This window comes from Microbacterium sp. UCD-TDU, from assembly GCF_000340625.1.
Classification (GTDB): domain Bacteria; phylum Actinomycetota; class Actinomycetes; order Actinomycetales; family Microbacteriaceae; genus Microbacterium; species Microbacterium maritypicum.
In genome coordinates this window covers 894,219-909,676 of record NZ_KB454447.1, presented here as the reverse complement: position 1 = coordinate 909,676, position 15,458 = coordinate 894,219, and the positions used below count along the sequence as shown (strand labels likewise).

The following is a 15,458-nucleotide window of genomic DNA, read 5'->3' as shown; positions in this document are numbered from 1 at the left end:
CGGACGCTCTCACGCGTCGGCTGCTCAGGTGCGGGCGGCGTACCGATGCTCGGGGCGTCCGGTCGAGCCGTAGTTGAGGCGCACCTCCACGATGGTCCTGGCGGCCAGCGCCGCCAGGTGCCGCTGCGCGGTCGCGCGGGAGATCCCGACGCGTTCGCCGACCTCTGCGGCCGAAGCCTCACCGTCGCCGAGCGCGGCGAGAACGAGCTGCTCCGTCGCCGAGCGCGAGATCGACACGGGCTCACCCGCACCGTGCAGGATCGCCAGAGCTCGGTCCACGTCCTCCTGCCGCAGTGCGCGGTCACCGCTGAGGAGATTGCGATAGCGGATGTAGCGATCGAGGAGGCTCGACAGTGCTCGTCTTTCGAACGGCTTCACGAGATAGCCCAGCGCCCCGGAGCGCAGTGCCCTGCGCACCGTGGCGGCGTCGTCGGCCGCGGAGATGAGGATCGCGTCGATCCCGGATTCCCGCACGAGCGCGATGCCGTCCCCGTCGGGAAGGAAGACGTCGGCGATCAGGAGATCGGGGCGAGACGCGCGCACGCTGTCGCGGGCCTCCGCGAGAGAGCGCACCGCTCCCGTCACGGCGAAGCCGGGATGATCGTCCACGATGCCCTGGTGCAGCTGGGCCACCCGGAAATCATCGTCGAGGATGAGCACGCGTACAGGCTCGGTCATGTGTTCTCCTTCTCGTCGGGTGAGGTCCGTGCCACGGCTCCGCCGATGCGCGCGGCGAACACCGCACCGCTGTCGGCACCGCCCTGATCGATGACCCAGAGGTCCCCGCCGCTGCGACGGGCGATCTCGGTGGAGAGGGGGAGGCCGATGCCATGCCCGTGCACGTCGTCGTCCGTGGTCCCCTCCCTCGGCTGTGCAGGCGACGGCTCGATGCCTCCGAGGCCGGGTCCGGAGTCGGAGACGGTGAACACGAGGGCATCGCCGTCATCCAGCAGTGCCACCTCGACCCAGCGCGGGGTCCGCTCACCCGAGACGGCGGCGGTCACCGCGTTGTCGATCAGGTTGCCGAGCACGGCCGCGACGTCCTCCGCCTCCTGCACGGTGCCGATCAGCTGGGTGTCCTCCGCTATCCGGAGGGCGACGCCGCGCTCTCCCGCCTCCACCCCCTTGGCGCCGAGGAACGAGTGCAGGAAGGGGTCGCCCACGAGGTCGAGTCCCACGACGGGAAACGCCACGGGGCCGCGGTCCACGAGCTCGCCCAGGAACGCCCGGGCCTGCGGCACCCGGTCGGCGTCGATGAGCCCGGCGGCCACGTGCATGCGGTTGGCGAACTCGTGCCGCTGCACGCGCAGAGCCGCCGTCATCGTCCTGACGGTCTCCAGGCGCTCGGTCAGGGCGACCAGATCCGTGCGATCACGCACGATCAGCACGTCGCCGAGCGCCTGGCCATCGCGCACCACGGGTCGCGAGTCGAGGTAGAGCATCCGGTCTCCGACGATGGCACTCGAGCGAGTGCGGTCGCCGGTCGCCGCATCGAGGACCGCCGGGGCGAGTCCGAGCTCGTCGATGGACCGCCCGACAGGTTCGTCCAGGCCGAGCAGGCGATCGGCGGCGGCGTTGCTCACGCGCACCACACCTCGGGTGTCGACCGCGAGCACCCCGTCGTCCACGCCGTCGAGCACGGCGGTCTGATTCTGCACGAGCGCGACGAGCTCCTCCGGTTGGACGCCGAGGGTCAGCCGCTCCCAGCGCCGCCGGAGCAGGTGGAACGCGACGACCGCCAGCGCGAGCGCACCGGCGGCGGTGCCTGCGATCATCGCCAGAAGCGGTGGCAGGTCGTCGAAGACGCCTGCCCGCTCGAACCCGACGCTGATCTCTCCCACCGGGGAGCCGGAGGCGTCACGGACCGGGACCTTCGCGCGCGCGGATTCGCCGAGCGTTCCGGTCTGCCAGTCGACCACCTCGGCGCCGGCGAGCACGGCCTCGTACGGCGTGCTGACCTCTTCGCCGATGCGGGAGGGGGTGGGATGAGCGAGACGGATGCCATTGTCGTCGGTGATCACGACGAACAGGGCGCCGGTGCGGGCGGTGACCTCGGACGCGAGGCGCTGCAGTTCGCCGTCGCGGAGTTCTTCTGCGTCGAGCGCTCCTTCGGCGAGCGAGATGCGGGCGACCTCGGCGCGAACCTGCGGATCCTCTGCCAGCGTGCGGGCGATGCCCAGAGCGGTCGACTCGGCCTCGGCGCGAAGCTGCTGCAGGGTGAGGAGCAGATACACGCCGGTGCACAGGGCGACGACGAGGGTCACCGTGGCGAGCTGGAGCAGCAGGGCACGCGTGGCGAACCGTGGTCTGGTCGACGTCGTCCTCGGCACCGCGCTTCTCCCGTAGTCCTTCGCGCAATATGCGCAGAACCCACGCTACGCGCACAACGCAAGGGAATGCGGGATACCGCTCCCTGAGCGCGCGGATTGCCTAGTCTCATCGGGATCCGTCACGGACGACGGAGCCACGACGAAGGAGTCAACGCGATGCCCGACGCACTCACCGGCCTGTTCGCGGCCGCCGAAGAGGCGCCAACCTACGACGTGGCGTTCGTGCCGCCCGAGTGGGTGCTGGTGCTCCTCGGATTCACGATGGTGCTCGCGTTCATGACGCTCATCATGACCAAGCGCCTCACCCCGATGGTCGCGCTGATCCTCGTACCGACCGTCTTCGGCCTCTTCGCGGGAGCAGGCCTCGGCCTCGGCGACATGATCCTCGACTCGATCGGCGCGATGGCACCGACCGCGGCCCTGCTGATGTTCGCGATCATGTTCTTCGGCATCATGATCGACGTGGGCCTGTTCGACCCGCTCATCCGGCTGATCACGCGCCTGCTCGGTGACGACCCGGCCAAGGTCGTGCTCGGCACCGCGATCCTCGCCGGAGCGGTGTCGCTCGATGGCGACGGTTCGACGACCTTCATCATCACGACCTCGGCGATGCTGCCCATCTACCTGCGTCTGGGGATGAGTCCCGTCGTGCTGACCTGCGTGGCCGGCCTCATGAACGGCACGCTGAACATCGTGCCGTGGGGCGGACCCACCGTGCGCGCCGCGACGGCCCTGGGGTTGCAGCCGACAGACATCTTCGTGCCGATGCTGCCGGCGCTCGGAGCGGGGATCGTCGTGACCCTCGGCTTCGCATGGATCCTGGGCCTGCAGGAGCGCCGGCGACTCGGTCGCCTGGATTCCGAGGGGCTGCTGGTCGGCGCCGACGGCGGGACGCTCTCCACGGTGCCGAAGATCTTCCGCGGGGCAGAGCCGAAGCCGGGTGCGCGCGCCTCGCTGCGCACCGGCAACCTCGTGGTCGTCGCCGGCGGACACGCTCCCGTCTCCGCCGCGAGCGTCGATCCCGCGGACACGGCCATGGCCGACACGATGCTGGACCCTGAACGGCCCACCCTCCGGCCGAAGCTCATCTGGTTCAACCTCGCTCTCACCGTCGCGGTCATGGTGCTGCTGGTGCTCGACATCCTGCCGCTGCCGTACGTGTTCATGGTGGGAGCGGGCCTCGCGCTCGTCATCAACTTCCGTGGCATCAAGGAACAGGCCTCGGAGATCGTCGCGCACGCACCGAGCATCGTGGGCGTGGTCTCCATGGTGATCGCCGCCGGAGTCCTGGTCGGCGTGCTCACCGGCACCGGGATGGTCGATGCGATGGCCACGTGGATCACCGACGTGCTCCCGCCGGCGCTCGGTCCGTTCCTCGCGCCGATCACCGGTGTGCTCTCGATCCCGTTCACGTTCTTCATGTCGAACGATGCGTTCTACTTCGGCATCCTCCCGGTGCTCGCCCAGAGCGCCGCGAACTTCGGCATCGATCCCGTGGAGATGGCGCGGGCGTCGATCACCGGCCAGCCCGTGCACCTGCAGAGTCCGCTGGTACCCGCCATCCTGCTGCTCGTGTCGCTCGCGAGCGTGAACCTGGGTGACCACCACCGCAAGGTGCTGTGGCGCGCCACGATCGTCTCGCTGGTCATGCTCGGCGTCGGCATCCTGACCGGAGCCGTCCCGTTCTTCGTGGCGCAGTGACGCTCCGGTGGTGGGGAGCGCGGACGCCGTGCTCCCCACCATCGTGCGTGCACAGCGCTATGCTCGGCCCGTGATCACTTTCCTGTTCCGCGGCCTGCTCTACGTGGTGTCCGCCGGTCTCGGCCTGATCGCCGCTGACCTCCTCCTCGACGGCTTCACGATCGAATGGGACAAGTGGTGGGGCTTCGTCATCTGCATCCTGATCTTCGCGATCCTGCAGAGCGTGCTCGCGCCCTGGGTCGGCAAGATGGCCAACCGCTACGCGCCGGTGCTGATGGGCGGTATCGGGATCTTCTCGACGCTGATCTCCCTCGTCGTCGTCGTGCTGCTGCCCATCGGCGGGCTGCGGATCACCGATCTGACCGGGTGGCTGCTCGGTGCGGTCATCGTCTGGCTGATCACGGCGCTCGGCAGCGTGCTGCTCCCGCTCCTCTTCCTGCGTAAGAAGGTCGCGGCGGTCAAGGGCCAACGCCGCTAGGGCGTGTTGCTAAAGTGGCTGTCCCTTTGTGGCTGTCGGATCAGCTCGTCTCGCTGTGCGTAGTCGGTATCGATGAAATTTGAAGGGCGAGAACAATCGCGGTTGGAGCTCGTCGCACTCCCCACAGTTGACGGACGCCGGGGTCTTGACCGGTTCAGTGTCGCGCTGATCAAGGGGGCGTCGTCGTTCGCTGAGCTGTTTGACGCATTCCAGCAGGTCGGCGCTGGACAGGTTGCCAATGGGCGCAGCTTCGTGACCTTGGACGACCTGAATCAGTGTCTCTATACGAGCGGACACGCAGCGAACGAGCACGGCTTCGGCGATGATCTTGATTACCCCGACGATAACGATGCGGAAGCGGTCGACGCGTACGAAGCAGCGCTCTTCGAAGCCACAGGGCGGGCGCTTCGCGATCTGGGCAGAATGGTTGCGTGGGAGCAGTTGCGTGGCGAGCTCACGACCAGCGAAACCGACATTGATGCGCTGTCGGACCTCAACCGCCAGCCTGATCTGCTGCTCGACGATGCGCATGTCGTGCAGTGCCTCCCCGGCCGGCATCATGACGATCTGCTTGCGAACATCCCAAACGGGTACTTCTCGGTTGACTGGAATCCATTTCAGCTCCGTGCGGTAGTGAAACGCATCTGCGAACGCCACAACTACGTGCTCTTCGGAATCGGCGCGTCGACGCTCGGGTTCGTCCGCCAACTCGACAGCACCACCGATCAAGACGTTCCGGCGTTGGTAGAGGACCTCAAACACCTCTATGGACAGCAGGAGAGCAGCGCTTGGCAGCGGCTAGAAGCCACGCTTGCCACCTCCCCGATATTGATACTCGGATACACCGAAGACTTTGCCCACCTTGTCGAGTAGTCGGCTCCGGGTTTCGTCGCAATCACGGTCCTGGTTGTCGGGCTGCTAGGCCGTATTGCTATAGGTGTGTGGTGCCTGGGCCCGGGCTGGTGGCTCGGCAAGATAGCGTGGCTGCATGCAGTTCAACGCCTTCGCGGTCTACTCGGCGGAGGTGGGCGTGACCGCTGAAGTCATCCCCGAGACCCAGAACAGCGACTATGAGTCCGGGATTGTCCAGATAGGCGAAGAGGCTTGGCATATTCGCACAGCGCGGAACACTCCGACCAAACCGGGGGCCTTCGTCGCGTTCTGGCAAAGGGACGCGGAGGGGAACACAGTGCCGTTCAGCGATGCCGATCCCGCAGCGGGGCTGCTTGTCTTCGTGGAACAGCATGATCAGCGAGGGGTGTTCCGGTTCACCAGCGCGCACCTGACAGCGCTCGGCGTCACGTCAGGAAGGCGGCCAGGCAAACGTGGGTTCCGGGTGTATCCGAGCTGGTGCGCGGGCTTGAATGCCCAGGCCGCGACCACGCAAAGCGCTCAAGCGCCCGCGTTTCAGGAGTTCTGAGCTCACCGGGTCGTCCAGCACCCGCGCCCACCCGCCCTGCTCGGACCACCGGTCGAAGGTCTTGTAGATCGTGTTCCAGCTCCCGAACCGGTCCGGAACATCCCGCCACGGCGCGCCCGTCCACGGTGCGCCGATCCGCCGGTGGCCGTCCCGTCGACTTCACGTTCGGGAACAGCGGGCCGATCACAGCCCAGGCCTCGTCAGAGATCGCATCACGCGACACGCATCCAACACCCGCCCACAAGGCGCCCGAAGGTGTCTGGCAACACCGCCTAGGGCGTCCGCCGTTCTCGTCTACTCAGATCGCGTAGAGGTCCGGCGCGGTGAGCAGAGCCCTGGTGTCCTCGCCGACCGTGCGATGACGCGGCTTCGCCGGCACTCCGACGAGGACGCTGTCGGCGGGGGCGTCACGAGTGACCACGGCGTTCGCACCGACCACGGAGCCGGCCCCGATCGTCACGGGGCCGAGGATCTTGGCGCCGGCGCCGACGGCCACTCCGTCTCCGAGCGTGGGGTGCCTCTTCCCGGAAGCGCGTGTGCGTCCGCCGAGCGTGACGCCGTGGTAGAGCATCACGTCGTCGCCCACCACGGCGGTCTCGCCGATGACCACGCCCATGCCGTGGTCGATGAAGAAGCGACGGCCGATGTTCGCGCCGGGGTGGATCTCGATCCCGGTCAGCCAGCGCGACACCTGGGAGCCGGCGCGTGCGAGCAGACGCAGGCGGCGCCGCCAGAGCGCATGCGAGACGCGGTGCGCCCAGACGGCGTGCAGCCCGGGGTAGAGCAGAGCGACCTCGACGGCGCTGCGCGCTGCCGGATCCCGAAGGCGTGCGGCCGCGATGTCCTCGCGCATCCGCCCGATCATGCCCATCGCCGGTCTCAGTCTTCGCGCAGATCCTCGAACAGCGCGGTGGAGATGTAACGCTCACCGGTGTCGGGGATCATGACGACGATCGTCTTGCCGGTGTTCTCCGGTCGGGCCGCGACCTTCAGTGCGGCGGCGACCGCGGCGCCGGATGACATGCCCACGAGGAGACCCTCCTTGGCCGCGAGCTCACGGGCGACGCGGATGGACTCGTCGAACTCGGCGGTGAGGATCTCGTCGAGCACCTCGCGATCGAGCACACCGGGGACGAAGTTCGGGCCGATACCCTGGATCTTGTGCGGGCCGGGGTGTCCTTCGGTGAGCACCGGGGAGTCCTTGGGCTCGACCGCGATCACCTGGATGCCGGGCTTCGCCGCCTTGAGCGCCTGCCCGGTCCCGGTGACGGTTCCACCGGTGCCGACGCCCGCGACCAGGATGTCGACCGCACCGTCGGTGTCGCGGAGGATCTCCTGCGCCGTGGTCTCGCGGTGGATCTGGGGGTTCGCGGCATTCTCGAACTGGCGGATCCAGATGGCGCCGGGAGTCTCGGCGACGATGCGCTTGGTCTCCTCGATCGCACCGCTCATGCCCTTGGTGGGGTCGGTGAGCACGATCTGCGCGCCGAACGCCTTCAGCAGGACCCGGCGCTCCTTCGACATGGAGGCGGGCATCGTCAGGATCACGCGGTAGCCGCGCGCGGCGCCGACCATCGCGAGAGCGATGCCGGTGTTGCCGCTCGTGGACTCCACGATGGTGCCGCCCGGCGTGAGCTCACCCGATGCCTCGGCGGCGTTGACCATGGCGATCCCGATGCGATCCTTCACGCTCGAGGCGGGGTTGTAGTACTCGAGCTTGGCGAGGACGGTCGCACCCAGTCCCTCGGTCACCCGGTTCAGGCGGACGAGCGGTGTGTTGCCGAACGCGGTCGTGATGTCGGAGTGGATGCCGGGCATGATGAGCCTTCCTGTGCGGGGTCGCTGCGGACCAGCCTAGGGGAGGGGTCCTATGGGGAGGCCTTTGTGACGGCCGCTCGCACTCTACGCTGGAAGGCATGTCTGACACCTCTCTCGCTGCGGTCGTCCGCACGGCGGCCCAGCGTCTGGCCGATGTCGGAGTGCCCGACCCTCTCGTCGACGCAGAGCTGCTCGCCGGCCACATCCTCGGACGACGACGCGGCGAGGTACAGGCGGCGATCGTCCGTGGCGACGGCATCGATGACGCAGCGGTGTCGGCGCTCGAGGAGGCCGTGACGCGGCGTGCAGCCAGGGAGCCGCTGCAGCACATCACCGGAACCGCGCCGTTCCGTCACCTCGAGCTCGCCGTCGGCCCCGGCGTCTTCGTACCCCGTCCGGAGACGGAGACCGTGGTGCAGTACGCGATCGACGCCCTGCTGAGCTCCCCGGAGTCCGCACCGGTCGGCATCGACCTCGGCACCGGCAGCGGGGCGATCGCCCTCGCGATGGCCACCGAGGTGCCGCACGCGCGCATCTTCGCCGCCGAGCTCTCCGAGGACGCGCATGCCTGGGCGAGCCGCAACGTCGCGGGAGTCGACAACCTCACGCTGGTGCTGTCCGACCTGGGGGAAGCCTTCCCGGAGCTCGACGGCACGGCCTCCGTGGTCATCTCGAATCCGCCGTATGTGCCCGATGCCGCCATTCCCCGCGATCCGGAGGTGCGGCTGTTCGACCCGGCCATGGCGCTGTACGGGGGAGAGGACGGTCTCGACATCGTGCGTGTGCTCAGCTCACGGGCCCTGCGGCTGCTGCGCCCCGGCGGTCTCCTCGTCATCGAGCACGGCGAACTGCAGGGCGAGTCGATCAGGGACCTCCTCACGGTCGACGGCTGGCGCGCACCGGCGACGCACCGGGACCTGACGCTCCGGGATCGCACCACCACCGCGCTCCGACCCTGATCAGCAACCTCCGAGCGTGCTCACCGGCCGCGCCGCATAGAATCGAACCGTCATGTCAACCATCTTCGACTGCAGCGACGAGTCGCAGCTCCTCGCCGGCATGCGCCACGCGCGCCAGGCGATCGGCCGTGGCGACCTCATCGTCATCCCCACAGACACGGTGTACGGCGTCGCCGCCGATGCCTTCTCCCCGGCCGCCGTCCAGCGCCTCCTCGATGCGAAGGGGCGCGGGCGGGATCAGCCGCCGCCCGTGCTGATCGGCACGAAGGAGACGCTCGCCGCCCTGGCCGAGTCCGTTCCGGAGCCGGTCGAGCGCCTCGTCGAGGCATTCTGGCCCGGCGGACTGACGATCGTGCTGCCCGCGCAGCCGTCGCTGGTGTGGGACCTGGGAGAGACTCTCGGCACGGTCGCGGTGCGCATGCCGGAGGGCCGGGTCGCCCTCGAACTGCTCGCGGAGACCGGCCCGCTGGCCGTCTCCAGCGCGAACCTCACGGGCGAAGCCGCGGCCATCTCGGCGTACGACGCCGAGAAGATGCTGGGTGACAGCGTCGCGGTCTATCTCGCAGACGGCCTGAGCAAGGACGGCATCGCGTCCACCATCGTGGATGCCACCTCGCTGGTGCGCCGCGGCGCGGATTCCGAACCCGGGACCGTACGCATCCTCCGTGACGGCGCCGTGACCAGGGAGCAGCTCCGGGAAGTCCTCGGCGACGTCCTCGAGCCCGAGGATCACGCCGGACACGAGCATGACCCTGAGCACGCGCAGGAGCAGGACGGGGATTCGTGAAGCAGTACCTCTTCACGATCATCCTCACCGCCGCGATCACGTTCGCGCTGACCTGGGCGGTGTGGAAGCTGAGCCTCCGGTTCAAGCTGTACCCCGCCATCCGCGACCGGGACGTGCACACCACCCCCAAGCCACGACTGGGCGGCGTCGCGATCTTCCTCGCCATCGCCGCGGCGTTCGGCTTCTCCGCGGTGAACCCGTTCTTCCAGAGCATCTGGGTGCCGCCGCAGACCATGTGGTCGATCCTCGGCGCGTCCCTGCTGATCGCGATCATCGGGGTCGTCGACGACCTCTGGGACATCGACTGGATGATCAAGCTCGGCGCGCAGTTCCTCGCTGCCGGCGTCATCACGGTCGGTGGGGGACTGCAGATCCTGTCTCTGCCGTTCGGTGACCTCATCGTGGTGTCGAGCTGGCTGAGCATCACGATCACGATGTTCGCGATCGTCATCGTGATGAATGCGGTGAACTTCATCGACGGGCTCGACGGGCTCGTCGCCGGTGTGTGCCTCATCTCGAACGGCGTGTTCTTCGCCTACTCCTACATCTTCACGCGCGACTCCGGCGCCTCCAGCTACTTCAACCTCTCGACCTTCATCGCCGCCGTCCTCATCGGAGCCTGCCTCGGCTTCCTGCCGCTGAACTGGAGCCCCGCGAAGATCTTCATGGGCGACTCCGGTGCACTGGTGATCGGCCTCCTGATGGCCACATCGGCGATCGCGATCACCGGGCAGATGGATCCGTCCGCCCTCGACCCCGAGCGGCTCGGGCGTTCCCAGCTGGTCGGCGCCTTCCTGCCGATCCTGCTCCCGCTGCTGGTGGTCCTGCTGCCGCTGCTGGACTTCGGACTCGCCGTGCTCCGACGCATGAGCGCGGGACGATCGCCGTTCTCGCCCGACCGGAAGCACCTGCATCACCGCATGCTCGATCTGGGTCACCGCGACCGTGACGCCGTGCTCATCTTCTACGCCTGGACGGCCGTGGTCTCCCTCGCCGTCCTGCTCATGTACGTCGGTGCCCGAGAGGACTGGCCCGGCCAGTACCTGCCGGGTGTCGGCTTCGGCATCGTGGGCATCGCCGCCTGCCTCGTCGTCACGCTGAGTCCCACCCGCCGCAGGAAGAGCGCAGCGGGCGCCGAACCCGATCCGACACCCGTGGAGTCCTGATGAGCCCGAGTCCTGTTTCCAGCACGCCGATCCTGCGTCGCACCCTCATCTGGTCGGCGGTCGCCACCGTGGTGCTCGCGATCATCGCCGGGGGCATCGGCTACCTCGTCGCTCAGGGGGAGGGGCTCGTCAGCGGTCTGCTCGGCGTGCTCCTGGCCGCCGTCTTCCTGGCGATCACCGGTATCAGCATCCTGATCGCGAACCGCTGGTACGGCGACCCGATCTACGTGCAGCTGTTCTTCGCCATCGTCCTGGGTGGCTGGCTGCTCAAGCTCGGGCTCTTCGTCGTCGCGATGATCATGCTCGCCGGTCAGCCGTGGCTGCAGCCGATGGTGTTCTTCCTGTCGATCGTGGCCGGCGTGCTGATGTCGCTCGCGATCGACGTCATCGTCCTCACGAGCATGCGGCTGCCCAACGTCAGCGACACGAACCTCCCGACGGAGGTTCCCGAAGACCGTGCGCCCGGCTCGGCGAATCACATCGGAGACGGACCCGTCGAGGGTGGCCAGCGGTCTTAGGCGACCCTCAGATTCTGATACTGTTGATACGTGCCCGCCGCTCGCCCGCGAGCGCTTGCGCTGTGTAGCACACCGACCATCGTCGCCCCGGTTTAGACCGGTGCCCCGAAGCTGGAGCCCGCGCTGTTTAATCTTGCTGCGACCCTGACCCCCCGACTCGCCTCCGACGGCGAGTTCCACGGCCCTTCGATCGACGATTTCTTTCCGGAGATCCTCTTCCACGTAGGCCCCATCCCCGTCAACCGGATCCACCTGGTCCAGTTGCTCGCGGTGATCGCCGTGGTTCTGATCCTCTGGCTCGGCACTCGCCGTATGAAGGTCGTCCCCGGCCGCTTCCAGAGCCTGGTGGAGATGGGGCTCGGCTTCGTCCGGACCAACGTCGCCCACGACATGCTCGGTCGCAAGGACGGCGATCGCTTCCTGCCGATCCTGACCACGATCTTCTTCATGGTCCTGTTCATGAACATCACGGGCATCATCCCGTTCCTGAACATGCCGGGAACGGCGATCGTCGCGGTGCCGCTCACGCTGGCCGTCGTCAGCTACGTGACCTTCATCTACGCCGGCATCAAGCGACACGGCTTCAAGTTCTTCAAGAACTCCCTGTTCCCGCAGGGTGTGCCGGTCGCCGCGATGCCGATCGTCGCGATCATCGAACTCATCTCGACGTTCATCCTGCGCCCCGTCACGCTGACGCTGCGTCTTCTCATGAACCTCGTCGTCGGGCACATGATCCTGGTCCTCGCGTTCTCCGCGACCCAGTTCTTCTTCTTCACCGCAGGTGGCGGCTGGGCCGCACTCGGTGTCGGAACCCTCGCCTTCGGTGGCGCCTTCACTCTCTTCGAGATGCTGGTCGCGGTCCTCCAGGCATACGTCTTCACCGTCCTCACCGCGGTCTACATCCAGCTCGCGGTCGCAGAAGAGCACTGAGCGGGCAGGCATCAGCCTTCCCACCCAACGAAAGGAAAAACCCGTGGACGCTACTACGGTTCTCGCTGAAATCAACGGTCACCTCGGAGCGGTCGGCTACGGCCTCGCAGCCATCGGCCCGGCCATCGGCGTCGGCATCGTCGTCGGCAAGACCATCGAGGGTGTCGCTCGTCAGCCCGAGCTGGCCGGTCGTCTCCAGGTCCTCATGTGGATCGGTATCGCCTTCACCGAGGCGCTTGCGTTCGTCGGCATCGCCGTCGCATTCATCCCCTTCCCGTAATCCTCACCGACTTCTGAAGGAGACAGGATGCTGAACGCTCTTGTCACGAACCTCGCAGCAGAGGGTGAGCCGAACAACCCCCTCATCCCTGCGTGGTACGACATCATCTGGTCGGGCCTCTGGTTCATCGTCATCCTCGTCGTCGTCTGGAAGGTCGCCCTTCCCCGTCTGACGAAGATGCTCGACGAGCGGTCCGCCGCCATCGAGGGCAACATCGCCAAGGCCGACGAGGCGCAGAAGCAGGCGGAGGCGGCACTCGAGGAGTACACGCGTCAGCTCGCTGAGGCGCGCACCGAGGCCGGTGAGATCCGCGAAGCCGCCCGTGAGGACGGCAAGAAGATCGTCGCCGAGGCGAAGGAGTCTGCGACCACCGAGGCCGCACGCATCACCGCCACCGCGCACACGCAGATCGAAGCGGAGCGTCAGACCGCTCTCGTCTCGCTGCGCAGCGAGGTCGGAACCCTCGCGATCGACCTCGCCGGTGGCGTGGTCGGCGAGACGCTCTCCGACGACGCGCGTGCGACGGCTGTCGTCGATCGCTTCCTCGCCGAGCTCGAGGCATCCGAGAAGGCGGCTCAGTAATGGGCAGCGCGACCACTCAGGCACTCGCGGCATCCATCAAGACGCTTGCCGCAGCGAAGGACGTCACTCTCGACACCGCACGGGAGCTGTTCGCTGCCGCGCATGCCGTGAGTGCATCGTCCCAGCTGAGCGGCGCGCTTGCTGATCCTTCCGCTCCCGCCGCGGCCCGACAGGATGTCGTCGCCGCGGTGTTCGGCGGGTTCTCCGCAGGTGCCCAGGGTGTCCTGAAGACCGTCGTCGCAGAACGCTGGTCCAACGCGGGCGAACTCGTCGACGGTATCGAGGAGCTCGCGATCCGCGCGGCAGCGATCGCCGAGCCCGGAACGGACATCGAGGGGGAGCTCTTCGGCTTCTCCCGGGTGATCGCGGCCAACCCCGAGCTCGAACTCGCTCTGGGTAGCCGCGTCGGCGGAGAAGACGCCAAGAGTGCGCTCGTCGAGCGTCTCCTGGCCGAAGGCTCCACCGGCTCCGCGACGACGCTGATCATCACGTCGCTCGTGCGCGAGCCGCGCGGGCGTCGAGTCCGACGGCTGCTGAACCGGGCGATGAGTGTCGTCTCGAGCCAGCGCGGTCGAGTGGTCGCCACGGTGCACACCGCAGCCGCCCTCACAGACGCACAGCGCGCCCGTCTCACCGACTCGCTCTCGCGTCGCTACGGCGGTCAGGTATCGCTCAACGTCGTCATCGACCCTGCCGTCGTCGGAGGCCTGCGCGTGCAGATCGCCGATGACGTCATCGACGGCAGCATCTCCGCACGACTCGCCGACCTTCGCCAGAAGCTCGCGGGCTAACACGACTTCGCGCGGGGAACCGCGCACCCAGATACAAAGGGAAGACAATGGCAGAACTATCGATCAGCCCCGACGTCATCCGTGACGCGCTGAAGGACTTCGCCGCAGCATACGAGCCCTCCGGGGCCGGGGCGACCGAGGTCGGCACCGTCATCGACGCGGCCGACGGCATCGCGCACGTCGAGGGACTGCCCGGCGTCATGGCGAACGAGCTCGTCATCTTCGCCGACGGCACCAAGGGTCTCGCGCAGAGCCTGAACGAGCACGAGATCGGTGTCGTCGTCCTCGGCGAGTTCACCGGTGTCGAGGCGGGTCAGGAAGTCACCCGCACCGGCGAGGTCCTCTCGGTTCCGGTCGGCGACGGCTACCTCGGCCGCGTGGTCGACCCGCTCGGCAACCCGATCGACGGACTCGGCGCGATCGAGACCGAGAGCGTCCGCGCCCTCGAGCTCCAGGCGCCCGGCGTCATGCAGCGCAAGTCGGTGCACGAGCCGATGCAGACCGGCATCAAGGCCATCGACGCGATGATCCCCGTCGGTCGTGGACAGCGTCAGCTGATCATCGGCGACCGCCAGACCGGTAAGACGGCCATCGCGATCGACACGATCATCAACCAGAAGGCCAACTGGGAGTCGGGCGACGTCAACAAGCAGGTTCGCTGCATCTACGTCGCGATCGGTCAGAAGGGCTCGACCATCGCTTCGGTGAAGGGCGCCCTCGAAGAGGCCGGTGCGCTGGAGTACACCACGATCGTGGCTGCTCCCGCATCCGACCCCGCCGGCTTCAAGTACCTGGCTCCCTACACGGGTTCTGCCATCGGCCAGCACTGGATGTACGGCGGCAAGCACGTCCTCATCATCTTCGACGACCTGTCGAAGCAGGCTGAGGCCTACCGCGCCGTGTCGCTCCTGCTGCGCCGCCCGCCGGGCCGTGAGGCCTACCCGGGTGACGTCTTCTACCTGCACTCGCGTCTGCTCGAGCGTTGCGCGAAGCTGTCCGACGAGCTCGGCGCCGGTTCCATGACGGGTCTCCCGATCATCGAGACCAAGGCGAACGACGTCTCGGCCTACATCCCGACCAACGTGATCTCGATCACCGACGGCCAGATCTTCCTCCAGTCCGACCTCTTCAACGCGAACCAGCGTCCCGCGGTCGACGTGGGTATCTCGGTCTCGCGAGTCGGCGGTGACGCTCAGGTCAAGTCGATCAAGAAGGTCTCCGGAACGTTGAAGCTGGAGCTGGCGCAGTACCGCTCCCTCGAGGCGTTCGCGATGTTCGCGTCCGACCTCGACGCGGCTTCGCGTCGTCAGCTCTCCCGCGGTGCGCGTCTGACCGAGCTGCTCAAGCAGCCGCAGTACTCGCCGTACCCCGTCGAGGAGCAGGTCGTCTCGATCTGGGCCGGCACCAACGGCAAGCTCGACTCGATCGAGGTCTCGGACGTCCTGCGCTTCGAGCGCGAGCTCCTGGACTACCTGCGTCGCAACACCAAGGTTCTCGAGACGCTCCGCGACACCAACGTCCTCGATGACGCCACGGTCGCAGAGCTCGAGAAGCAGACGGATGCCTTCATCCTGGAGTTCCAGGGTGGCAAGGGACACGCCATCGGCGCCCCGGGTCACGAGGAGCACGCTGCAGCCGAGGCTGAGGACGTCAACCAGGAGAAGATCGTCAAGGGTCGTCGCGCGTAACCGCGTGAGG

At 67.5% G+C, this 15,458-nt stretch carries 17 protein-coding genes and 1 pseudogene; 13 read left to right on the top strand and 5 right to left on the bottom strand.

Annotated elements, in window-relative coordinates; all coding sequences use genetic code 11:
* Positions 1 to 24 precede the first annotated feature (24 nt).
* Positions 25 to 678 carry a response regulator gene (locus D514_RS34710; protein ID WP_017831007.1) on the bottom strand — a complete coding sequence of 218 codons (654 nt, stop codon included), beginning with the start codon at positions 676 to 678 and terminating at the stop codon, positions 25 to 27.
* Positions 675 to 2,330 carry a sensor histidine kinase gene (locus D514_RS34705; RefSeq protein ID WP_017831006.1) on the bottom strand — a complete coding sequence of 552 codons (1,656 nt, stop codon included), beginning with the start codon at positions 2,328 to 2,330 and terminating at the stop codon, positions 675 to 677. Before D514_RS34705 ends, D514_RS34710 begins: the two co-directional genes overlap by 4 nt.
* 156 nt (positions 2,331 to 2,486) lie before the next feature.
* On the opposite strand from D514_RS34705, the gene D514_RS34700 reads away from it, so the two are divergent.
* The 4 genes from D514_RS34700 to D514_RS34685 all read left to right on the top strand — a co-directional run bounded on the left by D514_RS34700 (position 2,487) and on the right by D514_RS34685 (position 5,929).
* Entirely contained in the window at positions 2,487 to 4,031 is a 1,545-nt protein-coding gene (locus D514_RS34700) for a CitMHS family transporter (protein ID WP_017831005.1), read from the top strand.
* Positions 4,032 to 4,101: 70 nt separating this feature from the next.
* The gene (locus tag D514_RS34695; protein WP_031206276.1) at positions 4,102 to 4,509 is read left to right on the top strand and encodes a phage holin family protein; all 408 of its coding nucleotides are present in this window, start codon (positions 4,102 to 4,104) and stop codon (positions 4,507 to 4,509) included.
* 72 nt (positions 4,510 to 4,581) lie between these two features.
* Positions 4,582 to 5,382, top strand: coding sequence for a hypothetical protein (locus D514_RS34690; RefSeq protein ID WP_051056609.1), 801 nt, complete (start codon positions 4,582 to 4,584; stop codon positions 5,380 to 5,382).
* Between the two features lie 115 nt (positions 5,383 to 5,497).
* Positions 5,498 to 5,929, top strand: a complete 432-nt coding sequence (locus D514_RS34685; RefSeq protein ID WP_017831002.1) for a MepB family protein — start codon at positions 5,498 to 5,500, stop codon at positions 5,927 to 5,929.
* 15 nt (positions 5,930 to 5,944) lie between these two features.
* On the opposite strand, the pseudogene D514_RS39265 reads toward D514_RS34685, so the two are convergent.
* From D514_RS39265 to cysK, 3 genes and pseudogenes are all read right to left on the bottom strand, one after another.
* Positions 5,945 to 6,049: pseudogene (locus D514_RS39265) on the bottom strand (transposase); the annotation flags it as partial.
* Between the two features lie 178 nt (positions 6,050 to 6,227).
* Positions 6,228 to 6,800: a serine O-acetyltransferase EpsC gene (gene epsC, locus D514_RS34680; protein ID WP_017831001.1), complete on the bottom strand. Its 573-nt coding sequence runs from the start codon at positions 6,798 to 6,800 to the stop codon at positions 6,228 to 6,230.
* 8 nt (positions 6,801 to 6,808) lie between these two features.
* Entirely contained in the window at positions 6,809 to 7,747 is a 939-nt protein-coding gene (gene cysK, locus D514_RS34675) for a cysteine synthase A (RefSeq protein ID WP_017831000.1), read from the bottom strand.
* Positions 7,748 to 7,845: 98 nt separating this feature from the next.
* On the opposite strand from cysK, the gene prmC reads away from it, so the two are divergent.
* The 9 genes from prmC (at position 7,846) to atpA (ending at position 15,448) form a co-directional block, all read left to right on the top strand.
* On the top strand, positions 7,846 to 8,706 hold the full coding sequence (gene prmC, locus D514_RS34670; protein ID WP_017830999.1) for a peptide chain release factor N(5)-glutamine methyltransferase: 861 nt from the start codon (positions 7,846 to 7,848) through the stop codon (positions 8,704 to 8,706).
* 52 nt (positions 8,707 to 8,758) lie between these two features.
* Complete coding sequence (locus tag D514_RS34665; RefSeq protein WP_017830998.1) at positions 8,759 to 9,493, top strand: L-threonylcarbamoyladenylate synthase; 735 nt, start codon at positions 8,759 to 8,761, stop codon at positions 9,491 to 9,493.
* Positions 9,490 to 10,659, top strand: a complete 1,170-nt coding sequence (locus tag D514_RS34660; RefSeq protein ID WP_017830997.1) for an MraY family glycosyltransferase — start codon at positions 9,490 to 9,492, stop codon at positions 10,657 to 10,659. Before D514_RS34665 ends, D514_RS34660 begins: the two co-directional genes overlap by 4 nt.
* A complete protein-coding gene (locus tag D514_RS34655) occupies positions 10,659 to 11,177 on the top strand; it encodes a hypothetical protein (RefSeq protein WP_017830996.1) in 519 nt (172 codons plus the stop codon). Before D514_RS34660 ends, D514_RS34655 begins: the two co-directional genes overlap by 1 nt.
* A gap of 111 nt (positions 11,178 to 11,288) precedes the next feature.
* Positions 11,289 to 12,107: a F0F1 ATP synthase subunit A gene (gene atpB / locus D514_RS0119680; protein ID WP_051056608.1), complete on the top strand. Its 819-nt coding sequence runs from the start codon at positions 11,289 to 11,291 to the stop codon at positions 12,105 to 12,107.
* 43 nt (positions 12,108 to 12,150) lie between these two features.
* Positions 12,151 to 12,387, top strand: coding sequence for an ATP synthase F0 subunit C (gene atpE / locus D514_RS34650; protein ID WP_017830994.1), 237 nt, complete (start codon positions 12,151 to 12,153; stop codon positions 12,385 to 12,387).
* A gap of 27 nt (positions 12,388 to 12,414) precedes the next feature.
* A complete protein-coding gene (locus tag D514_RS34645; RefSeq protein WP_017830993.1) occupies positions 12,415 to 12,969 on the top strand; it encodes a F0F1 ATP synthase subunit B in 555 nt (184 codons plus the stop codon).
* The gene (locus tag D514_RS34640) at positions 12,969 to 13,760 is read left to right on the top strand and encodes a F0F1 ATP synthase subunit delta (protein WP_017830992.1); all 792 of its coding nucleotides are present in this window, start codon (positions 12,969 to 12,971) and stop codon (positions 13,758 to 13,760) included. The genes D514_RS34645 and D514_RS34640 overlap by 1 nt, the downstream gene beginning before the upstream one ends.
* A 47-nt stretch (positions 13,761 to 13,807) precedes the next feature.
* Positions 13,808 to 15,448 (top strand): F0F1 ATP synthase subunit alpha, encoded by a 1,641-nt coding sequence (gene atpA / locus D514_RS34635; protein ID WP_017830991.1) that lies wholly within the window; start codon positions 13,808 to 13,810, stop codon positions 15,446 to 15,448.
* Positions 15,449 to 15,458 lie beyond the last annotated feature (10 nt).

Bases quoted from the DNA above. Each gene is read 5' to 3' on its own strand.
- D514_RS34710 (WP_017831007.1), bottom strand. From the start codon at position 678: ATGACCGAGCCTGTACGCGTGCTCATCCTCGACGATGATTTCCGGGTG.
- D514_RS34700 (WP_017831005.1), top strand. From the start codon at position 2,487: ATGCCCGACGCACTCACCGGCCTGTTCGCGGCCGCCGAAGAGGCGCCA.
- D514_RS34690 (WP_051056609.1), top strand. From the start codon at position 4,582: ATGAAATTTGAAGGGCGAGAACAATCGCGGTTGGAGCTCGTCGCACTC.
- D514_RS34685 (WP_017831002.1), top strand. From the start codon at position 5,498: ATGCAGTTCAACGCCTTCGCGGTCTACTCGGCGGAGGTGGGCGTGACC.
- epsC (WP_017831001.1), bottom strand. From the start codon at position 6,800: ATGGGCATGATCGGGCGGATGCGCGAGGACATCGCGGCCGCACGCCTT.
- cysK (WP_017831000.1), bottom strand. From the start codon at position 7,747: ATGCCCGGCATCCACTCCGACATCACGACCGCGTTCGGCAACACACCG.
- prmC (WP_017830999.1), top strand. From the start codon at position 7,846: ATGTCTGACACCTCTCTCGCTGCGGTCGTCCGCACGGCGGCCCAGCGT.
- D514_RS34665 (WP_017830998.1), top strand. From the start codon at position 8,759: ATGTCAACCATCTTCGACTGCAGCGACGAGTCGCAGCTCCTCGCCGGC.
- D514_RS34655 (WP_017830996.1), top strand. From the start codon at position 10,659: ATGAGCCCGAGTCCTGTTTCCAGCACGCCGATCCTGCGTCGCACCCTC.
- D514_RS34645 (WP_017830993.1), top strand. From the start codon at position 12,415: ATGCTGAACGCTCTTGTCACGAACCTCGCAGCAGAGGGTGAGCCGAAC.
- D514_RS34640 (WP_017830992.1), top strand. From the start codon at position 12,969: ATGGGCAGCGCGACCACTCAGGCACTCGCGGCATCCATCAAGACGCTT.
- atpA (WP_017830991.1), top strand. From the start codon at position 13,808: ATGGCAGAACTATCGATCAGCCCCGACGTCATCCGTGACGCGCTGAAG.